This window comes from Streptomyces bacillaris (assembly GCF_003268675.1).
GTDB classification, from domain to species: Bacteria; Actinomycetota; Actinomycetes; order Streptomycetales; family Streptomycetaceae; genus Streptomyces; species Streptomyces bacillaris.
Genome location: NZ_CP029378.1, coordinates 4,571,030 through 4,592,032 on the forward strand (window position 1 = coordinate 4,571,030; position 21,003 = coordinate 4,592,032).

The window sequence follows — 21,003 nt, forward strand, 5'->3', positions numbered from 1 at the left end:
CCAGGATGCCACCGGGGAGGGGCGGGCTGCCAGGGAATTGGGCACGCCTGTCAGGGCGGGGCGAACGCCGTCGGGGGGACGCCCACCGTCGCGGTGAAGTCCCGCACCAGATGTGCCTGGTCGCTGTAGCCGAGGTCGGCCGCCAGCCGCGCCCACTCCACCGCCGGGTCCGACTCCGCGCGCTCCAGCGCCTCATGGGTGCGGTAGCGGAGGATGACCCACTTGGGGCCCACCCCGACGTACGCGGCGAAGAGCCGTTGCAGCGTACGGGGGGAGAGGCCCGCGTCCCGGGCGAGCTGCCGTCCGGCGCACCGAGCGGTCCGTACGCACCCGGTTCGGCGCCCTTCGTCAGGGCCAGACCAGGCAGTACGCCTGGTGCCCCGCGTCGTGCAGGCGGTGGGAGAAGTCCTGCCACTCGTGGAGCAGCTGGTAGACGTTGAACGCGTCGCGCGGGCCGCCGCGGTCGGGGACCGTGGACCAGATGAAGGCCGCCGCGCCGACCGACTCCTCGCCGACGCCGCGCAGCGGGTCGACCACGGTCATGGGGAGCTTGACCACCGCGTAGTCGGGGTGGAGGACGACCAGCTCCAGCGGGGGACCTTGTGCAGGGGTATGCCCTGGATGCCGGTGAGGACCATGGCGGCCACCGTCTCCGGCTTGATCTTGGTGAACATGCCGCCCATGCCCAGCTCGTCGCCGCCCAGCTCCTCCGGGCGCATCGAGATGGGCACGCGTGCGGCGGTGGCCCCGTCCGGGGCACCGAAGTACTTGTAGGTCACCCCCATCCCGCCCCCGCTCCTGGTCCCGGGGGGCGGTGTGCTCTCCGCGCCCCTGCTCTGGGCCCGCTCGGCCCTGCGCCGGTGCCGCCCTCGCCGGGCAGGCTCGGGCCCCAGGTCGTCGGTCCCTTCGCCCACTCCGCCACCGCGATGCATATCTCATCCACCCGACTACTTCTTAGGAGGCACAGCCCCCGCCGCGCAACCCGATCATCGTGTCAGTGACCTCCCCCGCGGGCGTGCGGTGAAACACCTGTCCGCAAGACCGTCCGTGCCTCTGACACCATGGCATGTGTGAGCTTTCCCTGTGTCGCCCCAGTTTCGCAGACGTGAGGGGGCCGACGCTCTTCCGTGATACGAGGGGAGCGCGCTCCTTGCTCACCGGTGGCCGGGATTACCTTGGATTCTCCGGCCCGGCCTCCCGATACCCGAACCGCAGATCAGGACCAAAGTGGCGTATTCATACGAAGCCCCAGTTTCGCAGTCGCTGTTCGACCGGGCGTCCGTCGTGACGCCCGGCGGCGTGAACTCACCCGTGCGTGCCTTCCGGGCTGTGGGCGGTACGCCCCGGTTCATGGTGTCCGGCACCGGTCCGTACCTCACCGATGCCGACGGGCGGGAGTACGTCGACCTCGTCTGCTCATGGGGGCCGATGATTCTCGGCCACTCTCACCCGGAGGTCATCGCCGCCGTCCAGGAGGCGGTCGCCCGTGGCACCTCCTTCGGTACGCCGGGTGAGGGCGAGGTCGCGCTGGCCGAGGAGATCGTGGCGCGGATCGAGCCCGTCGAGCAGGTGCGGCTGGTCTCCTCCGGCACCGAGGCGACGATGTCCGCGATCCGGCTGGCCCGCGGCTTCACCGGCCGGGCCAAGGTCGTGAAGTTCGCCGGCTGCTACCACGGCCACGTGGACGCCCTGCTCGCCGCCGCCGGCTCCGGCCTCGCCACCTTCGGGCTGCCCGACACCCCGGGCGTCACCGGCGCCACGGCCGGGGACACCGTCGTGCTGCCGTACAACGACCTGGACGCCGTGCGCGCCGCCTTCGCCGCGCACCCCGGCGAGATCGCCTGTGTGATCACCGAGGCCTCGCCCGGCAACATGGGCGTCGTCCCGCCTGCCGACGGCTTCAACGCCGGGCTCAAGGAGCTGTGCGCGGCCGACGGGGCCCTGTACATCTCCGACGAGGTCATGACGGGCTTCCGTACGTCGAAGGCCGGCTGGTACGGCGTCGACGGCGTCCGCCCGGACCTGATGACCTTCGGCAAGGTCATGGGCGGCGGCTTCCCCGCCGCGGCCTTCGGGGGCCGCGCCGATGTGATGGCGCACCTCGCCCCGGCCGGCCCGGTCTACCAGGCGGGCACCCTCTCCGGGAACCCGGTCGCCACCGCCGCCGGCCTCGCCCAGCTGCGGCTGCTGGACGACGCCGCGTACGCGAAGATCGACGCGGTCTCCGCCGAGCTGCGCACTCTGGTGGGCGACGCGCTCACCAAGGAGGGCGTCGCGCACACCGTCTCCTCGGCGAGCAACATGTTCTCCGTCTTCTTCACCGATCAGCCGGTGCGGAACTACGAGGACGCCAAGCAGCAGGAGGCCTTCCGCTTCACCGCCTTCTTCCACGCGATGCTGGAGCAGGGCGTCTATCTGCCGCCCTCCGCCTTCGAGTCCTGGTTCGTCTCCACCGCCCATGACGAGCGGGCGATCGAGCGCGTCGCCGCCGCCCTGCCCGCCGCCGCCCGCGCCGCATCGGAGGCCACCGCATGAGCAACGGGAACGGAAGCGGCGGGAACGTGAGCCGCGACGAGCAGCTGACCGTGGTGCACCTGATGCGCCACGGCGAGGTGCACAACCCGGACGGTGTGCTGTACGGGCGCCGCCCCGGCTACCACCTCTCCGAGCTGGGCCGGCAGATGGCCGACCGGGTCGCGGACCACCTGGAGAAGCGCGACATCACCCATGTCGTCGCCTCCCCGCTGGAGCGCGCCCAGGAGACGGCCGCGCCCGTCGCCAAGGCGCACGGCCTGGACCTGGCCACCGACCCCCGGCTCATCGAGGCCGCCAACGTCTTCGAGGGCAAGACCTTCGGCGTCGGTGACGGGGCGCTGCGCAAGCCGGACAACTGGAAGCACCTCACCAACCCGTTCCGGCCGTCCTGGGGCGAGCCGTACATCGAGCAGGTCGTCCGCATGATGGGCGCGCTGGACGCGGCCAAGGACGCGGCGCGCGGCCATGAGGCGGTCTGCGTCAGCCACCAGCTGCCGATCTGGATCGTCCGCTCCTTCGTGGAGCGCCGCCGGCTCTGGCACGATCCGCGCAAGCGCCAGTGCACGCTGGCCTCGCTGACCAGCTTCACCTACCGGGGCGACACGATCGTCTCCGTCGGCTACTCGGAGCCCGCCCGGGACCTGGTGCCCGCGCATCTGCTGGCCGGGGCCAAGCCGGTGAAGGGGAAGTCGAAGGCCTTCGGCGCGTAAGCCGCCCGTCGCCGTACGCGTGTGCCGTGAACATACGGGGCCGACCGCCATCGCGGTCGGCCCCGTTCCCGTTCCCAGCCCGTTCCCAGCCCGTTCCCAGTCCCGTTTCCGTAGCCGACATCACATGGCGGTGCGTTAGATTAGGTTAGGCTAAGCTAAGTTCACTGTGACGAGAGCGGTGGAGCAATGACGCGTACTGCCCCGACCAACGCCCCCGACCAGAGACCGGCACCGCGCTCCGGGCCGGTGAGGCGGCACGCCGATGAGTGACTGTCCGCCCCTCGAAGGCCGTACGGACACGGATGACCTGACGGGCCTCACGAACCCCCCAACCCCCACGGATCTCACGAACCCCACGGACCTCCCGGATCTGACGCACCTGGACGCCACCCCCCGCCCCGTCACCGGCCCCCGCGTAGCCCGGCTCGCCCGGCAGCTCCAGGGCGCCCGGGACGCCGCCGCCCGGGACGCCCTCACCGAGGCCTTCTGGGCCGAGGCCGCCCGTACCGGCACCCCTCTCGTGGAGGAGCTGGACGACGCGCCCGGCCACCGGGCCGTCACCTTCCTCTGGCGCGGCCACCGCGCCACCCGCCGGGTCCTGCTGCTGGCCCGGGGCATCACCGACCGCGACCGCCTCGCGGACTCGCTGCTGCACCACCTGCCGGGCACGGACGTCTGGTACCTCGGCCACCGGCTCCGCGCCGACCACCGAGGCTCCTACCGGATGGTGGCCGACATCTCCGCCGGGGCCGTCCCCGCCGATCCGGTCCTGCTCCAGCGGCGGCTGCTGGCGCTGCGGGCCCACGCGGGCGCCGACCCGCTCAACCGGGACCGGATACCGGCCCGCTGGCGCGATGCGGAGGACTCTGTCTTCGCCCTGCCCGCCGCCCCGCCCCAGCCCTGGACCGGCAGCCCGCATTCCGGTGTCCCGCGCGGCGACATCCCGCGCGGCACGGTCGAGCGGCACACCCTCGCGGCCGGCGCTCTGGGGGCCGAGCGGGACGTCTGGGTCTACCTGCCGCCGGACGCCGTCCCGTACCGGCCGGTGCGCGAGCCCGGGGAGCGGGACGGCCACCGGCTGCCCCTGCTGGTGCTCTGCGACGGCGACATGTGGTTCGGGCGGCTCGGCCTCCGGGACACGGTGGACGCGCTGATCGCGGACGGGGTCCTTCCGCCGCTGGCGGTCCTCGCCCCGGACGCGGTCGGCACCGCCACGCGTCGGCTGGAGCTGGGCGGGCGGGAGAGTTACGTCTCCTTCCTGGCCGACGAGGTGGTGCCCTGGGCGAGCGCCCGGTGGCCGCTGACCGGGCGGGCGGAGCGGACGGTGGTGGCCGGGCAGGGGCTCGGCGGGATGACGGCGCTGTACGCGGGCCTCACCCGGCCCGAGCGGTTCGGCGCGGTCGTCGCGCAGTCGCCCTCGCTCTGGTGGCGGCCGGGGCTGGAGCCGGGGACCGTCGCCCCGGACGCGGTCGGCACCCCCTGGCTGGCCACGCTCGCCGCCGGACTGCGCGACGGGCTCCCGTCCGGGCGGGACGGGGTGCGCGGGGCCGTCGTCCACTTCGACGTCGGCCTGCACGAGGGGGCCCTGGCCGAACACACCGAGGCCCTCCGCGCGGTGCTCCGGGCCCGGGGCCACCGGGTCACCCGCAACGTCCACAACGGCGGCCACGACTACGCCTGCTGGCGGGGGTTCCTGGCCGACGCCCTGGTGAAGCTGGTGGGTACGGGGGCCGACGCGAGCGCCGACCCGGGCGCCGGTCCGGACATCGGCACCGGTCCCGCCCTTGACGTGGACGCGGCAGGGTCCCAGGGTGGAACCGGTCTGACCCGCAGCTCGGCCGGGTGCCCCTGAGGGTTCCGGGCTGCCGAGCTGCCGGGCCACTCGCGGGCCCGGTACGCGGCCCGGAGGCCGCTCGTCGGGCCCGTATCACCGCCCGGAGGCCGCCCGTCGGGCCCCGTACCCCCGCCCGCAGCGCCCCGCCGCAAGGTAAAGCGTAAAGAAAGTCCCCAATTGCACGGAACCGTCGTGTTGCCCAAGGCCTCTCACTCTTCAGCAGTTTGTATGGCCTTGAGATAAAACGACCGCAGATGGGGACGGCATGCGCGACATCAATCGAAGGGGACTGCTCGGCGCGGGGCTCGGCACAGCGGCCGCGATCGGACTCGCCGGTTGCGGCTTCTCCGGTTCCTCCGGCTCCGCCCAGGGCGGCGGCGACAAGGGTGACACCGGCAAGGGCGACACCGGAGACGGCGGCACCGGCGGCGGAAACGATTCTTCGAAGAGCAAGGCCCGCCTGATCGGTGACGGCTCCACCGCCGACACCGGGAAGCAGCCCCACCAGCCCGATGCCCCCGTCCGGCTCGAACCCGGCCAGACGCCCCCGCAGTTCGTGATCTTTTCCTGGGACGGGGCGGGCGAGGTCGGCAACGGCCTCTTCCCGCGCTTTCTGAAACTGGCCAAGGACCACGGCGCGGCGATGACCTTCTTCCTCTCCGGGCTGTATCTGCTGCCCGAGTCGAAGAAATCCCTCTACCGTCCCCCGAACAACCCCCGAGGCGCCTCGGACATCGGCTATCTCACCGATGATCATGTCAAGGACACGCTGAAGTACGTACGTCAGGCCTGGCTGGACGGCCATGAGATCGGCACCCACTTCAACGGGCACTTCTGCGGCGGTTCCGGTTCCGTCGAACGCTGGACCCCCGCGCAATGGCAGAGCGAGATCGATCAGGCTGTGTCGTTCGTCACGGAATGGCGGACCAACACCGGCTGGCAGAACGAGGACCCGCTCCCCTTCGACTACCGAAAGGAGCTGATCGGCGGACGCACCCCCTGTCTGCTCGGCCAGGACAATCTCCTGCCCACCGCGAGCAAACTCGGGTGGCGTTACGACGCCAGCTCGCCCGGCGGCCGTCAGATGTGGCCCGTGAAGCGCGGTGGCGTCTGGGATCTGCCGCTCCAGGCCATGCCGTTCCCCGGCCACTCCTTCGAGGTTCTCTCGATGGACTACAACATCCTCGCCAATCAGTCGAAGAATTCGACCAAGGGCATGCCCTCGCGTTATCCGGGCTGGCGCAAGCAGGCCGCCGAGGCCTATCTCGCCGGATTCGAGCGTGCCTACACGACGAATCGCGCGCCCTTCTTCATCGGCAACCACTTCGAACAGTGGAACGGCGGCATCTATATGGACGCCGTGGAAGAAGTGATCAAGAAGACCGCCGGTAAGAAGGACGTACGGCTCGTCTCCTTCCGGCAGTTCGTCGACTGGCTCGACGTACAGGATCCCGCCGTCCTCACCAAGCTCCGCACCCTGGAGGTCGGACAGTCGCCCGCAGGTGGCTGGAACTCCTTCTTTAAACAGGCTTGACAAGGGGCTTTACGGGCACCGAGGGGGGTGCGGGAGATCCCCGGAACTGCCATGCGAAACTTTTCACATGAGCTTTGGCCGCGCATCCCGACGCCGCACCACCCTGCTCGCCGCCGTCGCCGTGGCGGGTGCCCTGACGCTCTCCGCGTGCGGGGACGGCAACAAGGCCCAGGGCGGCGGGAACACCAACTTCATCACCGGCACCGGGGGCATCGCCACGGTCCCGAAGGGGGAGCGGCCCGACGCTCCGAAGCTCCAGGGCGAGAGCCTGGAGGGCAAGCCGCTCGACCTCGCCGACTACAAGGGCAAGGTCGTCGTGCTCAACGTCTGGGGCTCCTGGTGCGGCCCCTGCCGGCTGGAGGCGAAGTACTTCGCGCAGGTCTCCGAGGAGACCGCCGACCAGGGCGTGCAGTTCCTCGGCATCAACACCCGGGACGCGCAGCGGGACCCCGCCGTGAACTTCGAGAAGGACTACGGGATCACCTACCCGAGCTACTTCGACCCGATCGGCAAGCTCATGCTCCGCTTCCCCAAGGGCACCCTGAACCCGAAGGCCATCCCGTCCACCGTGGTGGTCGACCGGGAGGGGAAGATCGCGGCCCGCACGCTCCAGTCGCTGGACGCGGACCAGCTGCGGAAGATGATCGACCCGATCATCGCGGAGAAGTGACCCGGTGATCCCGCTCGCCGCCCACTCCGGGAGCACCCTGCTCGCCGGGCCCGACAGCCCCGTCACGCTGGCCTCGTACAACGACACGGTCGTGAGCGGGGCCCTGCTGCTGGCGGTGCCCATCGCCCTGCTGGCCGGGCTGGTCTCCTTCTTCTCGCCCTGCGTCCTGCCGCTGGTCCCCGGCTATCTGAGTTACGTCACCGGGGTCAGCGGCACCGACCTGGCCGAGGCCCGGCGCGGCCGGGTGGTGGCGGGCGCCGCGCTCTTCGTGCTCGGCTTCACCGTCGTCTTCGCCTCCACCGGGGCGCTCTTCGGCTACTTCGGCAACGAGCTCCAGCTCCACGCCGACGTCCTGAACAAGGTGCTCGGCGGTCTGATGATCCTCATGGGGATCTTCTTCATGGGGCTCCTGCCGGGGGTGACGCAGCGCGAGTTCCGCCTCCACAAGAAGCCGGTGGCCGGACTGGCGGGCGCACCGCTGCTCGGGGCCCTGTTCGGGATCGGGTGGACGCCGTGCATCGGCCCGACGCTCTCCTCGGTGCTGTTCCTCTCCGCAGAGAGCGCCACCGCCGGGCGGGGCGCGATACTGACCGTCGCGTACTGTCTCGGGCTCGGCGTCCCGTTCATCCTGGCCGCCGTCGCCTTCCGCAAGGCGCTCGGCGCGTTCGGCTGGGTCAAGCGCCACTACGCATGGGTCATGCGGATCGGCGGCGGCATGATGATCGTGACCGGCATCCTGCTGCTGACCGGCGTGTGGGCCACGCTGATGCAGCACATGCAGGGCTGGTCCAGCGGCTTCGTTGTGGGGATCTGAGTTCATGAGCAAGGCGAACAGCAGCACGGACACGGGCGCCGACGAGCGTACGGACACCGGCACCGACGCCCGTACGGACGCCTCCGCGCGTCAGGACACGGGCGCCGACGCGCGTACGGCCGAAGGCTCCCGTACCGGCGCCGGTACGCGTACGGACACCGGCGCCGACGAGCGCGCGCAGCGGCGGGCCGACCGCGCGGCCGGTGAGCGGCTCTCCACCGCGCCCCGCGAGGAGAGCCCCGAGGCCGAATCCGGCAGCGGGAGCGGCGGGGGCGTTCCCGCCATGGGGGTGATCGGCTGGATCCGCTGGTTCTGGCGCCAGCTCACCTCGATGCGGGTCGCGCTGATCCTGCTCTTCCTGCTCTCCCTCGGCGCCATCCCCGGCTCGCTGATCCCGCAGACCAGCGTCGACGACTTCAAGGTCCAGGAGTTCAAGGACCAGCACACCACCCTCACGCCGATCTACGAGAAGTTCCAGCTCTTCGACGTCTACAGCTCGGTGTGGTTCTCCGCGATCTACATCCTGCTGTTCGTCTCCCTCATCGGCTGCATCGTCCCGCGCACCGGCCAGTTCGTCGGCCAGCTCCGCTCCCGCCCGCCGGGCGCCCCCAAACGGCTGACCCGGCTGCCCGCGTACACCACCTGGCGCACCGAGGCCGACCCCGAGCAGGTCCGCGAGGCGGCCCTCGGGGTGCTGGGGAAGCGGCGGTTCCGGGCGCACACCGTGGGCGACGCGGTCGCCGCCGAGAAGGGCTACCTCCGCGAGGCCGGGAACCTGGTCTTCCATGTCGCCCTGATCGTCATGCTGGTGGCCTTCGCCACCGGGCAGCTCTTCAAGTCCGAGGGCGGCAAGCTGGTCGTCGAGGGCGACGGCTTCGCCAACACGCTCACCCAGTACGACGACTTCAAGTCCGGCTCGCTCTACGACTCGGACACGCTGGCCCCCTTCAGCTTCGTCCTGGACAGGTTCGTCGGTACGTACGAGGAGAGCGGCCCGCAGCGCGGCACGCCCCGGACCTTCGAGGCCCGCGTCACGTACAACCAGGGCGCCGACGGCCCGGACCGCAAGGCCGTCATCCGCGTCAACGAACCGCTCGTCGTGGACGGCACCAAGGTCTATCTCATCGCCCACGGCTACGCCCCGGTCGTCACCGTCCGGGACAGCAAGGGCAAGGTCGTCTCGCGCAACGCCGTACCGCTGCTGCCGATCGACAACAACATCACCTCCACCGGCGCGATCAAGGTGATGGACGGCTACCGCGACAAGAACGGCGAGAAGACCCAGCTCGGCTTCAAGGCCTTCTTCGTGCCGACCTTCGCGGGCCACGGCAAGGGCGAGATGTTCTCGCAGTTCCCCGGCGCGGAGTATCCGGTGCTGGCGCTCAGCGCCTACCACGGCTCCCTCGGGGTCGACTCCGGGCTGCCGCAGAACGTGTACCAGCTCGACACCTCCAAGATGGAGGAGTTCAAGGACGAGAACGGCGAGCTGCTCAAGAAGATGCTGCGCCCCGGCGAGAAGCTGGACCTCTCCAACGGGGAGGGCTCGATCACCTTCGAGGGCATCGAGGAGTGGGCCAGCTTCCAGATCTCGCAGCAGCCGGGCAACGGCCTCGCGCTCGGCGGCGCCATCGCCGCCATCGCCGGACTCGCCGCCTCCCTCTTCATCCAGCGCCGCCGGGTGTGGGTGCGGGCGGTCCGGGGCGCGGACGGGGTGACCGTCGTGGAGATGGCGGGCCTGGGCCGCAGCGAGTCCGCGAAGCTCCCCGAGGAGCTGGGCGACCTCGCGGCCGCCCTGCTGACCACGGCGCCGGTCGCTCAGGGAAATCCGGAGAAGCCGGGGAACCCGGGGAACCCGGGGAATTCGGGGAATCCGGAGAAGCCTGGGAAGCCGGAGAGTTCGGGGAAACCGGAGAAGCCGGATGCCTCGGCTCCGGCCGACCGGCCCGCCGCCACCCACGAGGACGACGCCACCAACGAGGCCGGGAGCCGGCCCGTACACCCTGCTGAAGCACCTGCCGAAGGGGCTGAGAAGTGAATCTCGCCGCCGCAACCAACGAGAACCTGGCGGAGATCAGCAATGTGCTGATCTATTCGTCGATGGCCGTCTACACCCTGGCTTTCTTCGCGCACATCGCGGAGTGGGTCCTCGGCAGCCGCAGCAAGGTCGGCCGCACGGCCGCCGCGCTGGCCGGCTCCGCCTCCGGCACCCCGGCGGCCGCCGCGGCCCCGGTGGTCGTCCAGGGCGGGTCCACCACCGTGCTGGAGCGGCCGAAGGTCGTCACCCGGGCCGCCACCGGCACCCGTGACGTGCCCGACGGGCCGGGGGCCGCGGGCGGCACGTTCAAGGGCGACATGTGGGGGAGGATCGCGGTCTCGATGACCGTGATCGCCTTCGTCGTGGAGGCGGGCGGTGTCCTCACCCGCGCCCTGTCGGTGCAGCGGGCCCCCTGGGCCAACATGTACGAGTTCTCCATCACCTTCTCCACGGTGGCGGTCGGCTCCTACCTGGTGCTGCTCGCGCTGAAGAAGAACGTCCGCTGGATCGGCCTCCCGCTGGTCACCACCGTCCTGCTGGACCTCGGTCTCGCCACGACGGTCCTCTACACCGACAGCGACCAGCTGGTGCCCGCGCTCCACTCGTACTGGCTGTGGATCCACGTCTCGACCGCGATCCTCTGCGGTGCCGTCTTCTACCTCGGCGCGGTCGGCACGATCCTCTACCTCTTCCGCGACAGCTACGAGAACAAGCTCGCCTCCGGCGGTACGCCGGGGAAGTTCGCCACCTCCGTCATGGAGCGGCTGCCCTCCGCCTCCTCGCTGGACAAGTTCTCGTACCGGATCAACGCGGCGGTCTTCCCGCTCTGGACGTTCACGATCATCGCGGGCGCGATCTGGGCGGGCGACGCCTGGGGCCGCTACTGGGGCTGGGACCCCAAGGAGGTCTGGTCCTTCATCACCTGGGTCGCCTACGCCGCCTATCTGCACGCCCGCGCCACCGCCGGGTGGAAGGGCCGCAAGGCCGCCTACCTGGCGCTCATCGCCTTCGCCTGCTGGCTGTTCAACTACTACGGCGTGAACATCTTCGTCTCCGGCCTGCACTCCTACGCCGGGGTCTGAGCCCTTCAAGGGTCCTTCAGGGCCCTCCAGGACGTCGGCCGCACGCACAGCGCCCCCGGACGGGTCTCCGTCCGGGGGCGCTCCGTTCCGTACGCCGACAGCCTCGCGGCTCAGGAGGTGGGCGGGGTCTTGTCGTCCGGGCCCTTGCCGCCCTCGCGGCGCTCCTGCTCCTCGCGCTCCTGGTCCTTCAGCGAGTTCAGGAAGTCGGGGTTGTCGTCCGGGGCCACCCACTGCTGCCGCCGGTTCCGCTGCCATCCGGCCGGGCCCGTGCCACCGGCCGCGTTCTGGCGGGTCTTGCCCGCGACCAGCCAGACGACCGGGCCGACGATCCAGAACAGCAGGATGATGAAGACCCAGGCGACCTTCGGCAGATGCTTGGTGTCCTCCTCCGAGGTGTTCAGGCAGTCGATGAACGCGTAGATCGTCAGAGCCAGCGGAACGATGAACATCAGGGCTCTCAACATGGTGCGTCCCCCAGTGAGTGGTGGTGGGGCTCGGTGTTTCCCCGGTGTCGCGGCCAGGGTACCGGCTCGTCACCTTCGACCCCCGGCCCGGAGCAGCACTTTCCGGGCAACCGTCCGGACTTTCGGGGTGCGGCGGCGGGGGAGCCCCGGCGGGGCGGCGCGGACGGGGATGACAAACTGGACCGCATGGCTTACGAGGATCTCCGCTCCCTGCTCCGGGCTCTTGAACGCGATGGTGATCTCAAGCGCGTCAAGGCCGAGGTCGACCCCCACCTGGAGGTCGGCGAGATCGTCGACCGGGTGAACAAGGCGGGCGGCCCCGCCCTGCTCTTCGAGAACGTCAAGGGGTCCTCGATGCCCCTCGCCATGAACGTCTTCGGCACCGACCGGCGGCTGCTCAAGGCGCTCGGGCTGAAGTCCTACGGCGACATCAGCGACAAGATCGGCGGGCTGCTCAAGCCGGAGCTGCCGCAGGGCTTCGTCGGCGTACGGGAGGCCTTCGGCAAGCTGGGCTCGATGGTCCACGTACCGCCGAAGAAGGTGAAGTCCGACGACGCGCCCGTCCAGGAGGTCGTGCTGAAGGGCGACCAGGTCGACCTGGACGCGCTGCCCGCGCTCTTCACCTGGCCCGGTGACGGCGGCTCCTTCTTCAACCTGGGCCTCACCCACACCAAGCACCCCGAGAACGGTGTGCGGAACCTGGGCCTCTACCGCCTCCAGCGCCACGACAGGCGCACGATCGGGATGCACTGGCAGATCCACAAGGACTCCGCCAACCACTACCAGGTCGCCGCCCGGCGCGGGGAGCGGCTGCCCGTCGCCATCGCCTTCGGCTGCCCGCCCGCCGTGACGTACGCCTCCACGGCGCCGCTGCCCGGGGACATCGACGAGTATCTGTTCGCCGGGTTCGTCCAGGGCAAGCGGATCGAGATGGTCGACTGCAAGACCGTGCCGCTCCAGGTCCCCGCCCAGGCCGAAGTGGTCCTGGAAGGCTGGCTGGAGCCGGGCGAGATGCTGCCGGAGGGCCCGTTCGGGGACCACACCGGCTTCTACACCCCGCAGGAACCGTTCCCCGCGCTGACCATCGACTGCGTCACCATGCGCAAGCGCCCGCTGCTCCAGTCCATCGTGGTCGGCCGCCCGCCGACCGAGGACGGGCCGCTGGGGAGGGCCACCGAGCGGTTCTTCCTGCCGCTGCTGAAGATCATCGTGCCGGACATCGTGGACTACCACCTCCCCGAGGCGGGCGGCTTCCACAACTGCGCGATCGTCTCGATCGACAAGAAGTACCCGAAGCACGCCCAGAAGGTGATGAGCGCGATCTGGGGCGCGCACATGATGTCGCTGACCAAGCTGATCGTGGTCGTCGACGCCGACTGCGACGTCCACGATCTGCACGAGGTCGCCTGGCGGGCGCTCGGCAACACCGACTACGCCCGCGACCTCACGGTCACCGAGGGCCCGGTCGACCATCTGGACCACGCCTCCTACCAGCAGTTCTGGGGCGGCAAGGCGGGCATCGACGCCACCCGGAAGCTGCCCACCGAGGGGTACACGCGGGACGGCGGCTGGCCGGAGATGGTCGAGTCCGACCCGGAGACGGCGGCCAAGGTGGACCGCCGCTGGAAGGAGTACGGACTGTGAGCAGCGCGGCAGAAGCGGCCGGGACGGTCCACGGCTCCGCGCCCGCCGGCAGCAAGGTCAAGTCCTTCCTGCGGCTCGTGATGATCGAGCACTCGGTCTTCGCGCTGCCCTTCGCCTACATCGCCGCGCTGACCGCGATGTTCCGGCTGGACGGCACGATCCACTGGGGCGTCCTGCTGCTGGTGACGCTCGCGATGGTGGGGCTGCGGACCTTCGCGATGGCCGCCAACCGGATCATCGACCGGGAGATCGACGCCCGTAACCCCCGTACGGCCCGGCGGGAGCTGGTGACCGGGGCGGTGTCGGTGAAGTCGGCGTGGACGGGGGCGCTGGTCGCGCTCGTCGTCTTCCTGGGCGCCGCCGCGCTGCTCAACCCGCTCTGCCTGGTGCTCGCGCCCGTCGCGGTGGTGCCGATGGTGGTCTATCCGTACGGCAAGCGGTTCACGAACTATCCGCACGCCATCCTGGGGCTGGCGCAGGCCATGGGGCCGGTCGGCGCCTGGCTCGCGGTGACCGGCAGCTGGTCGTGGGACGCGGTGATCCTGGGGCTGGCCGTCGGCATCTGGATCGGCGGTTTCGACCTGATCTTCGCCTGTCAGGACGTTCAGGCGGACCGGGCCCACGGGGTGCTCTCCTTCCCGGCGCGCTTCGGTATCCCGGCGGCGCTCTGGGGCGCGCGGGTCTGCCATGTGGTGACGACCGGGCTGCTGGTCTGGTTCGGCCTGGCGACGGACGCCGAGGTCTTCTACTGGATCGGCATGGTGGTCGTCGCGCTGGCGTTCGTCTACGAGCACCGCGTGGTGCGGCCGCACGATCTGTCCCGGCTGAACCGGGCCTTCTTCACCGTCAACGGCTTCATCGGGATGGCGCTCTTCGCCTGCGCGCTCCTGGACCTGCTGGCGCGCGGTCTGACCCCGTAGCGCGGGTTCACCCTGCAGCCGGGCCGCCGGTGTTCTACGGCCGTAAAAGCCTTGCGGCTCAGACCGTGACCAGGTTGTCCGGGCCCCGGTGCGCGGGCGGGCGGCGGAAGAAGAAGGCCGCCGCCACCCCGCCCAGCAGCCCGAACAGGTGGCCCTGCCAGCTGACGCCCGAGTCGGTGGGCAGGACGCCCCAGAGCAGTGAGCCGTAGACCACGGCGACGCCGATGCCTATGAGGACGTCCCAGGGCCTGCGGTCCACGAAGCCGCGCACCAGCAGATAGCCCAGCAGCCCGAAGACCACGCCGGAGGCGCCGAGCGTCACCGTGAAGTCCGGGGCGGTCAGCCAGACGCCGAGACCGCTGATCACGATGATCGTCGCGACGACGGCGGCGAACCGGCGCAGCCCGCCGAGGGCGGCTATGAAGCCGAGGACCAGCAGCGGGACGCTGTTGGAGGCGACGTGCTCCCAGCCGCTGTGGAGGAAGGCGGCGGGCACCACATCGCGCAGCTCGGCCATCTCGCGCGGGCTGATCCCATAGGTGTCCAGCGCGTTTCCGGTCAGGACGTCGATGCCTTCGAGCAGCCAGAGGAGAGCCACCCAGCTCACCATCACGATGCCCGCGGTCAGCGCGCGTGCGCTGCCGGACATGGTGGAGTTCGTGTCGCGGCCGGTCGTCCAATAATCGCCCATGGTCTGCCCCTGCCCCCGGGTTGCCCGTCATCCGTTGAACGTCCGGGGCCGCCGCCCGGTTCCGGGTGCGGGGCGCCGGGGTGTGCCGGATAGGCTCGCAGATGTGGAATCCGGGAATTCAGTGACTGATCAGCAGCGGCGGCCTTGGATTGTCGGGGTCTCCGGCGCCTCGGGGACCCCGTTCGCCGCCGCCGTCCTGCGCGGGCTGCTGGCGGGCGGCGAGAGCGTGGACCTGGTGGTGAGCCGGGCCTCGCGGCTCACCCTGCTGGACGAGACCGGCATCGCCTTCCGGGACGCGCACTGGCGCGAGGACCTGCGTTGTTGGCTGGAACGTGGCGCCGACGGGAAGCCGGACGCCTTCGCGGTGGGCGACGCGGAGCTGGAGCGCGTACGCCACTGGCCGGCCGGTGACCTGGCGGCCGGGCCGTCCTCCGGGTCGTACCCGGCGAAGGGGATGCTCATCGTGCCGGCCTCGACCGCCTGTGTGGCCGGGGTGGCGCTCGGTCTGTCGAAGGATCTGCTCCAGCGGGCCGCGAGCGTGACGCTCAAGGAGCGCCGGCCGCTCGTCGTCGCGGTGCGCGAGACCCCGCTGAGCGGCCAGACGCTGAAGCAGATGGTGGCCCTGGACGAGGCGGGCGCGGTCGTGCTGCCCGCCTCTCCGGCGTTCTACGCGGGCGCGACGCACATCCAGGACCTGGTGGACTTCGTCGCGGGGCGGGTGCTGGACGCGGCCGGGGTGGAGCACCGGCTGTACCGCCGCTGGGAGGGAGAGCTCGGTGGCGGCTCCCGCAGCCCCGAGGGCTGAAGGAGGCGCGCGCGGGTCAGCGCTTCTTGGCGGTGCGCGGCGCGCGGGTCTTGTCGACGCGGTGGGCGGCGGCGGGCTGGTGGGCACGCGAGCGGTTGGCCAGGTCCTGCAGCTCGCGCATCCGGGCGTAGGCCATCTCGATCGTGTACACGGTGAAGTTCACTCCTGAAGATTCGAAAGCGTTTCTTGGATGTTCTAGAAGATTTGCAGGGTGTCAGCCCTGTATGCCTTAGATTCTACACGTAGACTCGCGGTACTGCTGAACAATGGAAGGTTTCAGTCATATGGACGCGGTGGACAGGCAGCTCATCCAGGCCCTCAGGGAGAACGGCAGGGCCTCGTACGCCGAGCTGGGGCGGCTCGTGGGGCTCTCCGGGCCCAGCGTCACCGACCGCATCAACCGGCTGGAATCCGCCGGTGTCATCACCGGCTACCGCGCCACCGTCGACTCGGCCTCGCTCGGCCTCGGCGTCACCGCGCTGATCGGCATCTCGCTCTCCGACGCCGCCGACCACGAGGACGTGGCGCGCCGCCTCAAGGACCTCGCGGAGATCGAGGACTGCTGGTTCATCGCGGGCGACGACTCGTACATGCTCAAGGTGCGCGTCGGTGACGTGGACGGCCTGGAGAAGACGATCCGGCGCCTGAGCGGCACGAAGGGCGTCTCCCGGACCCGTACGACGATCGTGCTCTCCACCAAGTGGGAGAACCGGGTCGGAGAACTTCCCGAAGAGGCTTAGGCGTACGGTTGGCGGGGTCTGTTGTACGGAGGAATGGAGGCGGCCAGGTGGACGCGGGACTCAAGCGCGAGCTGGAGCAGAAGGTCCGGGCCGGCGAGCGGCTGACCCGCGAGGACGGGATCGCGCTGTACGCGTCCGACGACCTGGCCTGGCTCGGCGGACTGGCCCACGAGGTGCGCACCCGTAAGAACGGTGACGTGGTGCACTTCAACGTCAACCGCCACCTCAACATGACCAACGTCTGCACCGCCTCGTGCGCGTACTGCTCGTTCCAGCGCAAGCCGGGCGAGAAGGACGCGTACACGATGCGGATCGAGGAGGCGGTCGGCCTCGCCAAGGCGATGGAGGCCGAGAACCTCACCGAGCTGCACATCGTCAACGGACTCCACCCCAACCTCCCCTGGCGCTACTACCCGCGCTCGCTCAGCGCGCTGAAGGAAGCCCTGCCGGACGTGGCGCTCAAGGCGTTCACGGCGACGGAGATCCACCACTTCGAGACGATCTCCGGGCTGAGCGCCTCCGAGATCCTCGACGAGCTGATCGAGGCCGGTCTCGAATCGCTGACCGGCGGCGGCGCGGAGATCTTCGACTGGGAGGTCCGCCAGCACATCGTCGACCACAACACCCACTGGGAGGACTGGTCGCGCATCCACCGCCTCGCGCACGAGAAGGGGCTCAAGACCCCGGCGACCATGCTGTACGGGCACATCGAGGAGCCCCGCCACCGCGTCGACCACGTGCTGCGGCTGCGCGAGATGCAGGACGAGACCGGCGGCTTCCAGGTCTTCATCCCGCTGCGCTACCAGCACGACTTCGTCGACATGAAGGACGGCAAGGTCCGCAACAGGCTCCAGGCGCGCACGACGATGGCGACCGGCGCCGAGGCGCTGAAGACCTTCGCCGTCTCCCGGCTGCTCTTCGACAACGTGCCCCACGTCAAGGTCTTCTGGGTGATGCACGGCGTGCAGACCGCGCAGCTCGCGCTCCAGCACGGCGCGGACGACATGGACGGCTCGGTCGTCGAGTACAAGATCACGCACGACGCCGACGACTTCGGTACGCCGAACAAGCTCGGCCGCGAGGACCTGCTCGACCTGATCCGCGACGCCGGTTTCCGGCCGGTGGAGCGGAACACGCGGTACGAGATCCTGCGCGAGTACCCGGGGCCGGACGCGGATCTGCGCGAGTCGCCGCAGCCGATGCGGGTCTGACCCCCTCCCGTACGCGCTGTACGTACGCCCCGTATGTACGAAGAAGCCCCGGCCGTCGTCCCCGGCCGGGGCTTCTTCGTACGGAGAACAGGGTTGAGCCACCCAGTGGGTAATGGTTACTCTGGCTCTATGGCACTTACATTTGAGCTGGACCCCGACTTCACTCCCGCCCTCCGCGACGGCATCACCACCCTGTGGGCCGATGTCACCAACGCCGGCGGAGCCGTCGGGTTCGTCCCGCCCGTCACCCCCGAGGAGATCCGCCCCGATCTGCTCAAGCACCTCGTCGCCATCGAGAAGGGGCAGGTCAGGCTGCTGGTCGGCCGGGACGCGGACGGTGCGGTCGCCGCCACCGCCTTCCTCACCCTCAACGACCACCGGCTGATGCGCCACTGGCTCTGGCTCTACACCGTGATGGTCCACCCCCGCCACCAGGGCCAGGGGTACGGCCGCGACCTCATGGCCGCCGCCGCCGACGCGGCCCGCTCCATCGAGGGCATCGAGGCCATCCGGCTCACCTGCCGGGGCGGCACCGGCAACGACCGCTTCTACGCGGCCTGCGGCTACAAGGAGGTCGGCCGGATCCCCGGGGCGATCCGGGTCGCCCCCGGCGACGACCGCGACGACATCGTCATGCTGCTCCCGCTCGGCCCGGCGGACCTCTGAACCCCGACGGCCCAGCGGCCCGGCAACCCCCTGAACCGAGAGAATTCGGGCCATGCTTCACTGGACGGGCAGGAGTGTGTGAAGAGACCGAGAGAGTCCACGGGAAGAGAGGGCCTGCCGTGTCCGTTGCCAAGCCGAGCGCGATGATCCGGTACACGGCGTTGCGTCTGCTGATCTTCGTCGGCTGCTTCCTCGTCGCGGGCGTCGCCGTCCACTACGGTGTGATCCCCGCCGGCCTCGGCGGCTCCAACATGGTCTGGGTGATCCTGCTCGGCCTCGTGCTCTCCGCCCCGCTCAGCTACGTACTGCTGCGCAAGCAGCGTGACGAGATGTCCGAGCAGATCGTCTCGACCGTCGACCGGACCAAGGCCCGCCTCGACGCCAACCGGACCCGCGAGGACGCCGTTCAGTAAGGTTCCTCACACCCGCCGAGAGCCCCGGACCGGAGCGCACCGCTCCCGTACCGGGGCTTCGGCGTTTCCGCGACTGCGGATCGGCGTTCCTGCGGCCGTGGTTCGGCGTTCCTCCGGTCGCGGGGGCGGTTTGCCCCATGTCTCATGGTCAAAGAAAGGCTTTGAGGTTCTCAAAGTTCAAGTGTTAACGTATTCGACATGAAGACAGCAGTGCGCCTCCGCCATGCCCCGGGCATCCCGCTCGTGGCGCGCCTGCACGTCGATCTCTGCCGCTGTATGTCCGCGGTCTGTTGCCGCAACGTCTGATACGGCATCATGCAGCGGCGCCGCCCTCGGCGCGGGCGCCGCGACCCCGTCCCCGTTCCACCGCACGTCCGTACGTCTGTCCTCGTACGTCCCGATGCGTCCCCACTGGAGTGTGTCCGTGTCCGCGAATTCCGCGTCCGCCGCCCCCGAGGCCGAGCAGCCGTCCACCGGCTCCGGCCCCGGCTCACGTATACCCAAGGTCCCCTTCTGGGCCCAGATCGTCGCCGGTCTGGTCCTCGGTGCCCTGCTCGGCTGGCTGGCCCGCAGCCAGGACGTCTCCTGGCTCGTCACCACGCTCGACAAGATCGGCTCGATCTTCGTCCAGCTGCTGAAGCTGGCCGTCGCCCCGCTGGTCTTCTTCGCGATCCTGGTGTCGATCACCAACCTCCGCAAGGTCAACAACGCCGCCCGGCTGGCGACCCGCACCCTGCTCTGGTTCATGATCACGTCGCTGATCGCCGTCGCCATCGGCCTCCTCATCGGCCTGCTGACCAACCCCGGCTCCGGCACCGGCCTGACGCCCAAGGACGGCGAGCTGCCCTCCCGTAGCGGCAGCTGGATCGACTTCCTGACCGGCATCGTGCCGACCAACGTGATCACGCCGTTCGCCGAGCTGAACGTGCTCCAGATCGTCTTCATGGCGGCCGTCGCCGGTATCGCGGCCCTCAAGCTCGGTGACAAGGCCCAGCCGATCCTCACGCTCAGCCAGTCGGTCCTGGAGCTGCTCCAGAAGGCCCTGTGGTGGGTCATCCGCCTCGCCCCGATCGGCACCGTCGGTCTCATCGGCTACGCCATCGCCGACTACGGCTGGGACCTGATCGGCAAGTACGCCACCTTCACCGCCGACGTCTACATCGGCTGCCTCCTGGTGATGTTCGGCGTCTACCCGCTGCTCCTGGCCACCCTCGCCAAGGTCAGCCCGCTCCAGTTCTTCAAGGGCGCCTGGCCCGCGATCCAGCTCGCCTTCGTCTCCCGCTCCTCGGTCGGCACCATGCCGGTCACCCAGCGGGTCACCGAGCGCCTCGGTGTCCCGAAGGAGTACGCCTCCTTCGCCGTGCCGTTCGGGGCGACCACGAAGATGGACGGCTGCGCCGCGATCTACCCGGCGCTGGCGGCGATCTTCATCGCGCAGATCTTCGACGTCCAGCTGGGTATCGGTGACTACATCCTCATCGCCTTCGTCTCGGTCATCGGCTCCGCCGCCACCGCCGGTCTCACCGGCGCGACGGTCATGCTGACCCTGACCCTCTCCACCCTGGGCCTCCCGCTGGAGGGCGTCGGCCTGCTGATGGCCATCGACCCGATCCTGGACATGATCCGCACCGCCACCAACGTGGCCGGTCAGGCGCTGGTCCCGGTCATCGTCGCGGCCCGCGAGAAGATCCTCGACCACGACAAGTACAACTCGGCCTCGGCCTCCCCGATCGACGCCTTCGGCCCGTCCGAGGACGCCGGCCGGGACGGGGTCCACGACAAGGAGCCGAAGTCCGCGGTTCCGGTCACCGCCTAGCGGTAGCCGCGACGGCAGCGCGTTTCCCGGGCGCCCCTGGTCCACCTTGCGAGGTGGGGCGGGGGCGCTTCGGTGTTTTCGGGGTGGGCCGGGGGTGGGTCGGGCCCGGGTCCGGGGCGGTGGTCTCGGTCAGGGGCGGGTGCCTGGAGTGGGTGGATCTGGCCAGGGGGTGGGGGACGTGAGCGGTGAAATGTCGGGTGCGTAAGCCTTTCGGTCGGGTCTTCGTGCCAGTACCGGCCACTTCTCGGTGGTCCAGACCATTGACTCGACCCCCGGCCTGCTCCTAGCGTGTCGCTTGCCGAAGGCCGATGCCGTCGGGGGTTCCGGAACACTCCATATCCGCCTCCTGACGTGCCATCTGACGGTTCGTCGGCAACTCCGTCCGGTGCCGCGCGCTGTCTTCGGCGTGCCGTTCCGGC

General features: G+C 70.1%; 19 protein-coding genes and 2 pseudogenes. 16 read left to right on the forward strand and 5 right to left on the reverse strand.

Features of this window, described 5'->3' with window-relative positions:
* Positions 1-50 precede the first annotated feature (50 nt).
* Together DJ476_RS19860 and DJ476_RS19865 are read right to left on the reverse strand one after the other, a co-directional pair.
* Positions 51-336: pseudogene (locus DJ476_RS19860) on the reverse strand (helix-turn-helix domain-containing protein); the annotation flags it as partial.
* Between the two features lie 12 nt (positions 337-348).
* Positions 349-785 (reverse strand): annotated as a pseudogene (locus DJ476_RS19865) (hypothetical protein).
* 478 nt (positions 786-1,263) lie between these two features.
* Here DJ476_RS19865 and hemL point away from each other — a divergent pair.
* The 8 genes from hemL to ccsB all read left to right on the forward strand — a co-directional run bounded on the left by hemL (position 1,264) and on the right by ccsB (position 11,214).
* A complete protein-coding gene (gene hemL / locus DJ476_RS19870) occupies positions 1,264-2,535 on the forward strand; it encodes a glutamate-1-semialdehyde 2,1-aminomutase (RefSeq protein WP_103421066.1) in 1,272 nt (423 codons plus the stop codon).
* Positions 2,532-3,245, forward strand: a complete 714-nt coding sequence (locus DJ476_RS19875) for a histidine phosphatase family protein (RefSeq protein WP_103421016.1) — start codon at positions 2,532-2,534, stop codon at positions 3,243-3,245. The genes hemL and DJ476_RS19875 overlap by 4 nt, the downstream gene beginning before the upstream one ends.
* Before the next feature lie 262 nt (positions 3,246-3,507).
* Positions 3,508-5,097 (forward strand): enterochelin esterase, encoded by a 1,590-nt coding sequence (gene fes, locus DJ476_RS19880; RefSeq protein WP_112491173.1) that lies wholly within the window; start codon positions 3,508-3,510, stop codon positions 5,095-5,097.
* Positions 5,098-5,344: 247 nt separating this feature from the next.
* Entirely contained in the window at positions 5,345-6,613 is a 1,269-nt protein-coding gene (locus DJ476_RS19885) for a polysaccharide deacetylase family protein (RefSeq protein ID WP_112491174.1), read from the forward strand.
* Between the two features lie 67 nt (positions 6,614-6,680).
* Positions 6,681-7,283 carry a TlpA family protein disulfide reductase gene (locus tag DJ476_RS19890; protein ID WP_028417383.1) on the forward strand — a complete coding sequence of 201 codons (603 nt, stop codon included), beginning with the start codon at positions 6,681-6,683 and terminating at the stop codon, positions 7,281-7,283.
* Between the two features lie 4 nt (positions 7,284-7,287).
* Positions 7,288-8,097: a cytochrome c biogenesis CcdA family protein gene (locus DJ476_RS19895; protein WP_181006659.1), complete on the forward strand. Its 810-nt coding sequence runs from the start codon at positions 7,288-7,290 to the stop codon at positions 8,095-8,097.
* A 4-nt stretch (positions 8,098-8,101) separates the two neighbouring features.
* Positions 8,102-10,132 (forward strand): cytochrome c biogenesis protein ResB, encoded by a 2,031-nt coding sequence (locus DJ476_RS19900; RefSeq protein WP_112491175.1) that lies wholly within the window; start codon positions 8,102-8,104, stop codon positions 10,130-10,132.
* Positions 10,129-11,214 (forward strand): c-type cytochrome biogenesis protein CcsB, encoded by a 1,086-nt coding sequence (gene ccsB / locus DJ476_RS19905; RefSeq protein ID WP_070203486.1) that lies wholly within the window; start codon positions 10,129-10,131, stop codon positions 11,212-11,214. The genes DJ476_RS19900 and ccsB overlap by 4 nt, the downstream gene beginning before the upstream one ends.
* 110 nt (positions 11,215-11,324) lie before the next feature.
* On the opposite strand, the gene DJ476_RS19910 is transcribed toward ccsB, so the two are convergent.
* On the reverse strand, positions 11,325-11,663 hold the full coding sequence (locus tag DJ476_RS19910; RefSeq protein ID WP_103421026.1) for a PLD nuclease N-terminal domain-containing protein: 339 nt from the start codon (positions 11,661-11,663) through the stop codon (positions 11,325-11,327).
* Between the two features lie 201 nt (positions 11,664-11,864).
* Between DJ476_RS19910 and DJ476_RS19915 the strand changes: the two genes are divergently transcribed.
* Positions 11,865-13,322 carry a menaquinone biosynthesis decarboxylase gene (locus tag DJ476_RS19915; RefSeq protein WP_053560739.1) on the forward strand — a complete coding sequence of 486 codons (1,458 nt, stop codon included), beginning with the start codon at positions 11,865-11,867 and terminating at the stop codon, positions 13,320-13,322.
* Positions 13,319-14,242 carry a menaquinone biosynthesis prenyltransferase MqnP gene (mqnP, locus tag DJ476_RS19920; RefSeq protein WP_112491176.1) on the forward strand — a complete coding sequence of 308 codons (924 nt, stop codon included), beginning with the start codon at positions 13,319-13,321 and terminating at the stop codon, positions 14,240-14,242. The genes DJ476_RS19915 and mqnP overlap by 4 nt, the downstream gene beginning before the upstream one ends.
* 58 nt (positions 14,243-14,300) lie before the next feature.
* Here mqnP and DJ476_RS19925 read toward each other — a convergent pair whose 3' ends face one another.
* Positions 14,301-14,933 carry a rhomboid family intramembrane serine protease gene (locus DJ476_RS19925; RefSeq protein ID WP_103421030.1) on the reverse strand — a complete coding sequence of 211 codons (633 nt, stop codon included), beginning with the start codon at positions 14,931-14,933 and terminating at the stop codon, positions 14,301-14,303.
* Positions 14,934-15,054: 121 nt separating this feature from the next.
* Between DJ476_RS19925 and DJ476_RS19930 the strand changes: the two genes are divergently transcribed.
* Positions 15,055-15,738 (forward strand): UbiX family flavin prenyltransferase, encoded by a 684-nt coding sequence (locus DJ476_RS19930; protein WP_112491177.1) that lies wholly within the window; start codon positions 15,055-15,057, stop codon positions 15,736-15,738.
* A 16-nt stretch (positions 15,739-15,754) separates the two neighbouring features.
* Here DJ476_RS19930 and DJ476_RS34585 read toward each other — a convergent pair whose 3' ends face one another.
* A complete protein-coding gene (locus DJ476_RS34585; protein ID WP_018489274.1) occupies positions 15,755-15,901 on the reverse strand; it encodes a hypothetical protein in 147 nt (48 codons plus the stop codon).
* Between the two features lie 121 nt (positions 15,902-16,022).
* Between DJ476_RS34585 and DJ476_RS19935 the strand changes: the two genes are divergently transcribed.
* The 5 genes from DJ476_RS19935 to DJ476_RS19955 all read left to right on the forward strand — a co-directional run bounded on the left by DJ476_RS19935 (position 16,023) and on the right by DJ476_RS19955 (position 20,584).
* Complete coding sequence (locus DJ476_RS19935; RefSeq protein ID WP_019763645.1) at positions 16,023-16,478, forward strand: Lrp/AsnC family transcriptional regulator; 456 nt, start codon at positions 16,023-16,025, stop codon at positions 16,476-16,478.
* 47 nt (positions 16,479-16,525) lie between these two features.
* Positions 16,526-17,689, forward strand: coding sequence for an aminofutalosine synthase MqnE (mqnE, locus tag DJ476_RS19940; protein ID WP_019763644.1), 1,164 nt, complete (start codon positions 16,526-16,528; stop codon positions 17,687-17,689).
* Between the two features lie 129 nt (positions 17,690-17,818).
* Positions 17,819-18,355, forward strand: coding sequence for a GNAT family N-acetyltransferase (locus DJ476_RS19945; protein WP_103421033.1), 537 nt, complete (start codon positions 17,819-17,821; stop codon positions 18,353-18,355).
* Between the two features lie 143 nt (positions 18,356-18,498).
* Complete coding sequence (locus tag DJ476_RS19950) at positions 18,499-18,768, forward strand: DUF4229 domain-containing protein (protein ID WP_019763642.1); 270 nt, start codon at positions 18,499-18,501, stop codon at positions 18,766-18,768.
* A gap of 424 nt (positions 18,769-19,192) precedes the next feature.
* A complete protein-coding gene (locus tag DJ476_RS19955; protein ID WP_103421034.1) occupies positions 19,193-20,584 on the forward strand; it encodes a dicarboxylate/amino acid:cation symporter in 1,392 nt (463 codons plus the stop codon).
* Positions 20,585-21,003: the final 419 nt, after the last annotated feature.